The 8,953-nt window shown below is 71.0% G+C and carries 11 protein-coding genes; 8 read left to right on the top strand and 3 right to left on the bottom strand.

The window, feature by feature from the left end:
- The 4 genes from G569_RS64000 to pseC form a co-directional block, all read left to right on the top strand.
- Positions 1-195: flagellin (locus tag G569_RS64000; protein ID WP_028065386.1), on the top strand; the 195-nt coding region annotated here is incomplete at its 5' end.
- Positions 196-287: 92 nt separating this feature from the next.
- Positions 288-1,064 (top strand): glycosyltransferase family 2 protein, encoded by a 777-nt coding sequence (locus G569_RS0124565; RefSeq protein ID WP_028065385.1) that lies wholly within the window; start codon positions 288-290, stop codon positions 1,062-1,064.
- Positions 1,064-2,119 (top strand): glycosyltransferase family protein, encoded by a 1,056-nt coding sequence (locus G569_RS0124560; protein ID WP_028065384.1) that lies wholly within the window; start codon positions 1,064-1,066, stop codon positions 2,117-2,119. Before G569_RS0124565 ends, G569_RS0124560 begins: the two co-directional genes overlap by 1 nt.
- A gap of 215 nt (positions 2,120-2,334) precedes the next feature.
- Complete coding sequence (gene pseC, locus G569_RS0124555) at positions 2,335-3,459, top strand: UDP-4-amino-4,6-dideoxy-N-acetyl-beta-L-altrosamine transaminase (RefSeq protein WP_028065383.1); 1,125 nt, start codon at positions 2,335-2,337, stop codon at positions 3,457-3,459.
- On the opposite strand, the gene G569_RS0124550 is transcribed toward pseC, so the two are convergent.
- Together G569_RS0124550 and pseB are read right to left on the bottom strand one after the other, a co-directional pair.
- A complete protein-coding gene (locus G569_RS0124550; RefSeq protein WP_028065382.1) occupies positions 3,456-4,175 on the bottom strand; it encodes a cytidylyltransferase domain-containing protein in 720 nt (239 codons plus the stop codon). The two genes, pseC and G569_RS0124550, sit on opposite strands and share 4 nt — an antisense overlap.
- Positions 4,176-4,185: 10 nt before the next feature.
- On the bottom strand, positions 4,186-5,199 hold the full coding sequence (pseB, locus tag G569_RS51260) for a UDP-N-acetylglucosamine 4,6-dehydratase (inverting) (RefSeq protein ID WP_053226927.1): 1,014 nt from the start codon (positions 5,197-5,199) through the stop codon (positions 4,186-4,188).
- Positions 5,200-5,284: 85 nt separating this feature from the next.
- Here pseB and G569_RS0124540 point away from each other — a divergent pair, with 85 nt between their 5' ends.
- From G569_RS0124540 to G569_RS0124525, 4 genes are read left to right on the top strand one after another with little or no spacing between them, the layout of a single operon-like run.
- Complete coding sequence (locus tag G569_RS0124540; protein ID WP_157592277.1) at positions 5,285-5,911, top strand: CHAP domain-containing protein; 627 nt, start codon at positions 5,285-5,287, stop codon at positions 5,909-5,911.
- 11 nt (positions 5,912-5,922) lie between these two features.
- Positions 5,923-6,105, top strand: a complete 183-nt coding sequence (locus G569_RS0124535) for a hypothetical protein (RefSeq protein WP_028065380.1) — start codon at positions 5,923-5,925, stop codon at positions 6,103-6,105.
- The gene (locus G569_RS62940; RefSeq protein WP_157592276.1) at positions 6,102-6,275 is read left to right on the top strand and encodes a hypothetical protein; all 174 of its coding nucleotides are present in this window, start codon (positions 6,102-6,104) and stop codon (positions 6,273-6,275) included. The genes G569_RS0124535 and G569_RS62940 overlap by 4 nt, the downstream gene beginning before the upstream one ends.
- 9 nt (positions 6,276-6,284) lie before the next feature.
- Positions 6,285-7,658, top strand: coding sequence for a tetratricopeptide repeat protein (locus G569_RS0124525; RefSeq protein ID WP_028065379.1), 1,374 nt, complete (start codon positions 6,285-6,287; stop codon positions 7,656-7,658).
- Here G569_RS0124525 and G569_RS0124520 read toward each other — a convergent pair.
- Complete coding sequence (locus G569_RS0124520) at positions 7,648-8,949, bottom strand: hypothetical protein (protein ID WP_028065378.1); 1,302 nt, start codon at positions 8,947-8,949, stop codon at positions 7,648-7,650. The two genes, G569_RS0124525 and G569_RS0124520, sit on opposite strands and share 11 nt — an antisense overlap.
- Positions 8,950-8,953: the final 4 nt, after the last annotated feature.

The raw sequence follows: 8,953 nt of genomic DNA, 5'->3' as shown, positions 1-8,953 counted from the left end.
CGCCTCGAGCATCGCCTGAACAACCTGGCGACCTACCAGGAGAACCTCACCGCTTCCGAGTCGCGGATCCGCGACGTGGACATGGCGGCCGAGATGACCAAGTTCACGAAGCTCAACATCCTGCAGCAGGCCGGCACGAGCATGCTCGCGCAGGCCAACCAGGCGCCGCAGGGCGTCCTGTCGCTGCTCCGCTGAGCACCTCGACGGGGGCGGGCCGAAAGGCCCGCCCTCTCGTTCTTAATCCGACGACTCTCAAGTCTCCGCAGCGGGCAACCGATGTAGGAGACGTGGAAACCGTCCCCACCCTGATCGTGGTCCCCGTGCGCGCCGAGCGCGCGGAGGACATCGAACCGTTCCTCCAAACGGTCGCATCCCTCCGCGGCACGGCCCCCGAGGCCATGGTCCTCGTGGTCGACGACCGCTCTCCTGCGCAGCTCGCGCAGATGCTCGAGCTCGCGTCCGACGAGCTCGACTGCGCCTACGTCCTCCAGCAGGACGGCGAAGGCACGTCCGCGGCGATCAACGTCGGCCTCAACGCCGCGTTCGATCACGGCATGGACGTGTGCCTCGTGGCGCCCGGCCTCGTGTTCGACCGGACCGGGTGGCTCGACCGTCTGCGCGCCCGCACGGGCCCCGACGGCCTGCCCGCCGCGATCGCCGGCGGCGCCGTCATCAACCCGACCGGGCTGATCCGTCAGGCCGGCTACTTCTTCTCGCTCTTCAAGCGCCTGTGGGGCGCCCGCCTCGGCCGCGTGCCGGAGGTGATGCTCGACGTGCACAAGCCGCTGCTGTGCCCGGTCGGCTCCGAGCTGCAGCTCATCCGCCGCGAGTGGATCGACGTCACCGGCGGCTACGACGAGCTGATGGACGGCCCGCACGCCGCGCTGGACTTCTGCCTGCGGGTCTCCGAAGCCGGCGGCCACAGCGTGTTCGAGCCGACCGTGCGCGCCCGCGCGCTCGAGCTCAAGGACGCCGAGCCCGACGACCAGTTGCCCGACGCGAACCGCCTGCGGGTCAAGCACGCCGGCGTCTCCTTCCAGAAGTGGGCCCCGGAGGTCATCTGATGCAGCAGCAGACCCTGCCCAAGACGCTGTTCATCGGCTGGGGCGTCAGCGTCGTCTCCTACTACCGCGCGTTCCTGCCCGCGGTCGCGCTCGGCGCCGACTACGTCGCCTGGCTCGGTGACGCGACGGCCTCCAAGTTCCACCTCGTGACCGGCCTCGGCGCCCGCCCGCCCAAGCGCGAGGAGCTCTTCGACTACGACGTCATCGTGCTGCAGCAGCCGCGCGGCGTCGAGTGGCTGAAGTTCATCCGCGAGCTCCAGGACGCCGGCGTCACGGTCCTCTACGAGATCGACGACTACGTCCAGTCCGCGCGCAAGATCAAGTCGCACGAGCTCACCGACGTCTTCGACGCGGAGTTCGTCGGCCAGATGGAGCTGGCGATGGGTGCCACCGACGGCATCATCTGCTCCACCGACTATCTCGCCCGCCGCTACCGGCGCTTCAACGACCGCACCTGGGCCTGTTACAACGGCATCGACCTCAACCGCTACGACTACCCCACGCCGGAGCGCAAGGGCGTGACGATCGGGTGGGCCGGCGGCGTCGGCCACAAGGCGTCGCTCGCACGCTGGGAGCCGGGCGTGCGCGAGGTCCTGCGCAAGCGTCCCGAGTCGCGGTTCATGTCGGTCGGATACGGCGCCGCCGTCGACTTCATCCAGGAGTTCGGCACCGAGCGCGCGATCGGCCTGCCCTCGGGCCAGATCGAGGTCTACCCGGCGTCGATGAAGCTGTTCGACATCGCGATCGCCCCGTCGTCGGAGAGCAACCTCTTCAAGGGCAAGAGCGACCTGCGCTGGCTCGAGGCGAGCGCGCTCGGGATCCCGCTCGTCGCCCACCCGGAGACCTACCCGGGGATCGAGGACGGCGTCACCGGCGTGCACGCGCGCACGCCGCAGGAGGTCGAGGCGGCGCTGATCGATCTCGTCGACGACCGGGAAAAGCGCGAGCGGATCGGCCGGCAGGCGTACGAGTACGTCGCCAAGCACCGCCGCATCGAGGTCGCGGCCCAGCGCTGGCGCGACGTGCTGCTCGAATTCGCCCCCGTCAAGGCCTGAGAAAAAGTTCCTACAGGTCGTTCTGAGGCTGCCGATTACTCCGGTTAGCCAAGGACGGCGACAGCAGGAGCCATACAGGGCATCCCCGCCCCCTCCACTCTCGCAAGTCCGAGGTACATACGGGTTGCTGGAGGGCAACCCACACATACCCCACCGAGGGACGGATCGCGCGGGCGGCCTCTTAGGAGGCCGCCCGTCTGCGTTAATCGCCTCCGATGATCCCCTACGGACGGCAGACGATCGAAGACGACGACGTCGCGGCGGTGGCCGAGGCGCTGCGCGGCGACTGGTTGACGCAGGGCCCGCGGGTCGCGGCCTTCGAGGAGGCGCTCGCCCAGGCGTGCGGCGCCCCGTATGCGGTCGCGTTCTCGTCCGGCACCGCGGCGCTGCACGCGGCCGCGCACGCCGCCGGGCTCGGGCCCGGCGACGAGGTCGTCACGAGCGCGATGACGTTCGCCGCCAGCGCCAACTGCGCCGCCTACGTGGGGGCGACACCGCGGTTCGCCGACATCGACCCGGTGACCTGGAACGTCAGCGCGGACACGGTGAGCGCCGCGCTGACCGAGCGCACGCGGGCGATCATCCCCGTCAGCTTCACGGGTCTGCCGGCTCCCCTGGCCGAGATCCGCGCCGCGGTCGGGCCCGACGTGGTCCTGATCGAGGACGCGGCGCACGCGCTGGGCGGGCACGACGGCACCGGGCCCGTCGGCGCGGTCACCGAGGCCGACATGTCGGTCTTCTCCTTCCACCCCGTCAAGACGGTCGCCACGGGCGAGGGCGGGGCGATCACGGTCCGCGATCGGGGGCTGCATCAGCGGCTGCTCGACTTCCGCTCGCACGGGATGACCAAGGACCCGGCGCGGCTGCGGCGCCACGACCAGGGCGGCTGGTACATGGAGCAGCAGGACCTCGGCTTCAACTACCGGATCACCGACATCCAGTGCGCGCTCGGGATCTCGCAGATGGCCAAGCTCGAGCGCTTCGTCGCGCGCCGCAACGCGATCGCCGAGCGCTTCCGCGAGGGGCTGGCGGACGTGCCGGGCGTGCGGCTCGCCCCGGCGGCGCCGGCCGGTCAACGCCACGCCTACCACCTGTTCGTGATCCACGTTGCGGAACGCCGCCGCCTGTATGACGCGCTGCGCGAGCGCGGCGTGTTCAGCCAGGTCCACTACGTCCCGGTCTACTGGCACCCGTGGTATCAGGAGACCTATGGCTACGCGCCCGGGCTCTGCCCCGAGGCCGAGGCCTACTACGCGGGCTGCCTCTCGCTGCCGTGCTTCCCGTCGCTCACCGACGCCGAGCAGGACACGGTGATCGAAGCCGTTCGCGAGCTGGTCTAGAGCTTCTTCTGCTCGACGTGGGCGTTGATCTCGGCCAGCTCCGGGTGCGCCCGGACGTGCGCGAGGATCTCGCCCCAGGGGCGTCGCTGCTCGCCGAGGCCGAGCTCGTCGAACAGGCGCCGCACGAGCTCGAGGTCCTCGGGCGTGTCCACCGTCCAGCGCAGGTCCGGGGCTCTGACCGGGCTGAGCACCGACCGCAGCAGGAACAGGTCGGGCCGCTCCTCGCGGCAGTACCAGGTGACGTGCTCGCGGGCGGGGACCGACGTCGCGAGGCGGTCCATCCGCTCCAGCGTGTCGCGCCACAGCGCCTCGGCGTCCAGGCCGCGCGGCATGTGGCGCTCGAGCGTGTTCGAGCTGAAGTCCCACGCGGGCTCGAGCGCGTCGATCACGAGGTCGACCTCGTGCGCGTCGATCAGCGGGCAGTCGGAGGTCAGCCGCACGACGACGTCCGCGTCGGGCGCGGCGCCGACGTAGCGCGAGAGCACGTCGTGCTCGCTGCCGCGGTGGATGCGCACGCCGAGCCGGGCGGCGAGCTCGGCGATCGGGTCGTCGTCGGCATTGGTGGTCGCCGCGATGACGATCTCGTCGACGCGCCGGCAGTCCGCGAGGCGCTCGATCATCCGCTCCAGCAGCGGCTTGCCGCCGAGATCGAGCAGGACCTTGCCCGGCAGGCGCGTGGAGGTCATCCGCGCCTGGATGACGACGACGCGGCGCATGCGCGCCCCGCTACGCGTCCCAGGCCTCGGCGTCCCCGCGCCGGCGGCCCGGCGGAGCGCTCTTGATCATGGCCAGCAGCTCCTCGTCGCTCAGCCACTCGGTGTTGTTGTCCGACGCGTAGCGGAAGCCGTCCGGGAGCGTCTCGCCGCGGGCGGGAACGTCGTCGTCCCAGCTCTGACGTGAGCGGGTGATCGCGTAGCGGTCGCCGAGGTCGAACGACACGCGCGCCTCGTCCTCGGTCAGCAGCACCTCGTGCAGCTTCTCGCCGGGACGGATGCCGATCTCGCGCAGCTCGGCCTCCGGCGCGAGCGCCTTGGCCAGGTCGACGATCCGCATGCTCGGGATCTTCGGGACGAAGGTCTCGCCGCCCTGGACGAGCGCCATCGAGCTGAGCACGAACTCGACGGCCTGCTCGAGCGTGATCCAGAAGCGGGTCATGCGCGTGTCGGTGATCGTCAGCACGCCGGTCGCGGCCTGCTGGGTGAACACCGGGACGACGCTGCCGCGCGAGCCGACGACGTTGCCGTAGCGCACCGAGGCGAAACGCGAGGTCCCACCGGGCGCGTAGACGTCCGCCTGCGCGACGATCTTCTCCGCGCAGAGCTTCGTCGCGCCGTACAGGTTGACGGGGTTGACGGCCTTGTCGGTGCTGAGCGCCATCGTCAGGGCGACGCCGTTGTCGATCGCCGCGGAGATCACGTTCTCGGCGCCGATGATGTTCGTCTGCACCGCTTCGAACGGGTTGTACTCGCACGCCGGGACCTGCTTGAGCGCGGCGGCGTGGACGATCACGTCGACGCCGCGCGTGGCCACGCGCAGCCGGTCGCGGTCGCGCACGTCTCCCAACAGCAGGCGCAGCCGGGGGTCGCGGAGTCGGCGGTCGAGCTCGTACTGCTTGAGCTCGTCGCGGCTGAACACGCGGATCGAGGCCACGTCGTAGCGCGCCAGCACGGCGGAGATGAACGCGGTACCGAACGACCCGGTGCCGCCCGTGACGAGGAGGGTCTTGCCGTTGAGATCCATCGAGCGCGGCGAGTGTAGTAGTTCGGCCGCGCGCTCGGCCGGACGGGCTAAAGCTTGAGCGGCGCGACGCCGACAGATGTTGCAGATGAGCTACGACGTCGCCCTCGCCCGGATCGCTCAGCTGCAGTCGCTGTTCGCCGCCCCCGCAGCTGCCGTTCCGACCCCCTCCACCGCCCCTTCCACGCCGACCGCGACCACGTTCTCGACCGCTCTGCAGAACGCCGGCGCGGCAACGCTGACCGGCACGACGGCGACCCAGCCGGCCTCCTCCGCGGGCCAGGCGATCGTCAACCTCGTCAGCCAGGAGGTCGGCGTCGCCGAGCAGCCTCCCGGCTCCAACGACTCCCCGCGCATCGCCCAGTACCGCCAGGCGACCGCCGGCTCCGGCGTCGGCCCGTGGTGCGCGTACTTCACCTCGTGGGCCGCCCGCGAGGCCGGCGTGCCGCTGGGCGACAACGGGCAGGGCTTCGGCCGCGTCGACGACGTCTACGCCTGGGCGCAGAAGTCCGGCAAGGCGATCCCGAACACGGGCGGCAACGTGCGTCCGCAGCCGGGCGACCTGATCGTCTGGGACGAGCACATCGGCGTCGTCAAGAACGTCGACGCGGACGGCACGATCCACACGATCGAGGGCAACTCCTCCGATCGCGTCTCCGAGCGCGCGTACGCGCCCGGCGCCCGCCCCGCGATCGGCTACGTCCGTCTGGGGTAACACAGGGTCCTATGGAGGACCCTGAGACCCGCGAACTGCAGATCGACCAGGTCCAGCGCGAGTTGGCCGAGCGCGAGCAGGCCGGCGACGCCGAGTCGCCGGCGGAGCAGCGCGCGCACGAGCGCCGGGCCGACAAGCACTCCTACCTACGAGAGAAGCTGCGCGAGCGCGCCGCTTCTGAGGAGGAAACATGACCGAGCACGAGCGCGAACTGGACGACCTCGAGGAGCGCTCCGAGCAACTCGGCGAGGAGATCGCCGACGTCCGTGAGGACTGGGAGCGCAAGAAGGCCGACGACCAGGTCCCCGGCGCGCAGGGCGAGCCGCGCGACGAGGACGAGCGGAAACCATGGCCTGACGAGTAAGTTCCCGCCATGAGCGATCTGGCGGCGGCTGAGGCACTCATCGAAGCGGGCGACATCGCGGGAGCGCGGGCGATCGGCGAGCAACTCCTCGACGAGGGAGTCGCCGGCGTCCACAACCTGCTCGGCTACCTCGCCCATCACGAGGGGCGGCTGATCGAGGCGCAGCTGCAGTTCGAGCTGGCCTGCTCGCTCGCCCCGGAGGACGTGGACGCGCGGGACAACCTCGCCGCCGTCCGCGCCGAGCTGGGTGCGCTCTACGGCGCCGCTCCGGCCGCCGCGGCCGCCCCGGCGGCGCCGCAGGCCGACTTCAGCGGCAGCTTCGACGACCTGCGCCGCGGCGTCTACGGGCCGGGTCTGTCGGCCACGCTGCTCGGCCGCTACATGGCCGCTCCGCTCGGTCCGGGGCTGGAGCAGCGCCTGCTCGAGCTCCCCGGCGCGACGACCAGCGACGAGCGGCGGTTCCTCTGCCGGTTCGCCGCCTGCTTCTGGGACGGGCAGGGCGACGTGTTCGAGAACGGACCAATGTTCGGCGGGACGACACGTGCACTCGCACTTGGCATGTTGGGCAGCGCGAACCGCTCGCCGGACGCCCGGCTGCAGACCTTCGACTGGTTCTACTACGGCTCGGACACGGACGCGTCGGGCGTGTCCTTCGACGCGATGATCCGGCAGCGGCTGATCTCCAGCGGCCAGAAGCGCGAGATGGAGGAGTCGCGCTCGTTCAAGGCGGTCTTCGACACGCTGCACTCGGGCCACGACTACTCACCGCTGGTCAACTCGCACGTGGCCTACCTGCCGGGCGCGCCCGGCGACGTGGCGAAGACCGGCGAGCCGACGTTCTCGCTGCCCGAGGGCCGTCGCTACAGCCTCGTGTTCATCGACGGCTGCAAGAGCTGGTACGGCACGCGCTTCACGTTCGAGCAGCTCGCGCCGTACATCGAGCCCGGCAGCCATCTGATCTTCCAGGACTACGGCTGGTACACGTGCTTCTGGCTGCCCAGCTTCATCAACGCGCTCGGCGAGCACTTCCGGCTGGTCGCCCACGTCGACGACACGTACGCGTTCGAGCTGCTCGCCCCGCTGGACGCGGACGACGTGCGCGCCCGCTTCCCGGAGCATCCGAAGGACTTCGGGATCGATGCCTTCGACGACCTCTTCATGCGTGCGCTGATCGACGCCGGCGAGCGCAGCGACGTCCACGCGATGGTCGCGCTGACGATCCAGCACGCGGGCGCGATGGCCTATCTCGGCATGAAGGCCGAGGCCAAGCAGTACATCTCGGGCATGCTGACGCGGCCGGAGTTCTTCCCGTTCCGGCGGCGCATGATCGAGCGCGCGCTCGTCGCGCCGACCTACTCCCCGGAGGGCGCGATCACGTTGTGAGCGTCGGCAGGCCCGAGAAGCGCTCGAGCGCGCCGATCGGGCCGGTCGCGGCCGGCCAGTCGCTCAGCACGGCGTCGGCGCGCTCGGCGAGCGTCTCGGCCGTCCGCGTCCCACCGGGCAGCGGCGCGAGCAGGACGTCCGGCAGCGCGGCCTCGTCGATGCCGGCGCGTCCGATCGCGTACTGCGCGAGGTCGAGCAGGTCCGCTTCGGCGAGGCCCGGCGCCCAGAGGATCAGCGACGCGTCGTCGGACGGGCGGACCGCGTCGACATAGGTGCGCAGCAGGTGCGGGTGCTCGGCGAGCTCGTCGGCGAGCGCCAGGGTGGTGAACGCCCGGGTCTCGTCCAGCCGCGCCTCGGGCCGGCCCTGGGCGAGCTGCTCGATCGCCGCGGCGAAGCGGCCGGGGTGGAACGCATGGCCGACGAAGCGGCGACGCCAGTCGGCGATCCCTTCCGGGCTTGAGGCGGCGGCGTGGACGACCTCGTCCAGCGGCCCGTCGGCCACGTCGAACGGGAAGCGCACGTAGTCGAGGTAGCGCTCGCCGCGGCGCAGCGGGCTCGTCTCCTCGTCGGGCAGCCCGAGCACGACGCTGCCCTGGCCGTAGATGACCGTCGGGACGCCGCGGGAGACCGAGATCGTGGGGAACGAGCCGGCGCCGGCCACGACCGCGTCGGTGGCGTCGATGTTCTTGATCGGCGGGACCGTGCGGCCGTCGACGAACTCGACGCCGTCGACCGGCCAGAGCCCGTTCTCCTCGAGCGTGCCGATGTGGCGGACCGTCAGCTTCCACGGACCCTCGAGCAGCTTGGTGAAGACCTCGGCGTTCTCGTCGCGCAGGCGTCCGAGCATCGAGCCGTCGGCGTTCGGGTGGGTGGGCGCGAAGAGCACGCGGCGCACGTCGGCGCGCGGTTGGAACGGGCGCTGATCGCCGCTGGTCCAGCCGATCGTGTGGACGGGCGCCGGATACTCGATCCGGCGCAGGAATTCGGCGTGGCCGACACCTGCGACGAAGTTCGCGTCGACGCGCTCGTACGGCTCCCAGATGGCGTCGTAGCTGAGCATCGGGCCGCCCGCGGCGTGCGGGTAGAGCACGACCTTGGCCCCGGCGTCCGCGTGGCCGTCGATCAGCCGGCGATAGCCCTCCAGCGGCGGGTCGAAGTCGATCAGGAAGACGTCGGCGCCGAACGCGTCCGGGGCGACGAGCTCATGCCCGGCCAGGCTGAGCGCGTACGCGAAGGGGACCGAGCGGCGATAGTGGTCGGAGACGGCGATCTTCAGGCGGCTGGAGGGCATCGAT

The sequence above is a fragment of the Solirubrobacter soli DSM 22325 genome (assembly GCF_000423665.1).
Taxonomy (GTDB): domain Bacteria; phylum Actinomycetota; class Thermoleophilia; order Solirubrobacterales; family Solirubrobacteraceae; genus Solirubrobacter; species Solirubrobacter soli.
The sequence above is the reverse complement of the archived record's forward strand: the minus strand, read 5'-3'. Positions and strand labels throughout refer to the sequence as shown.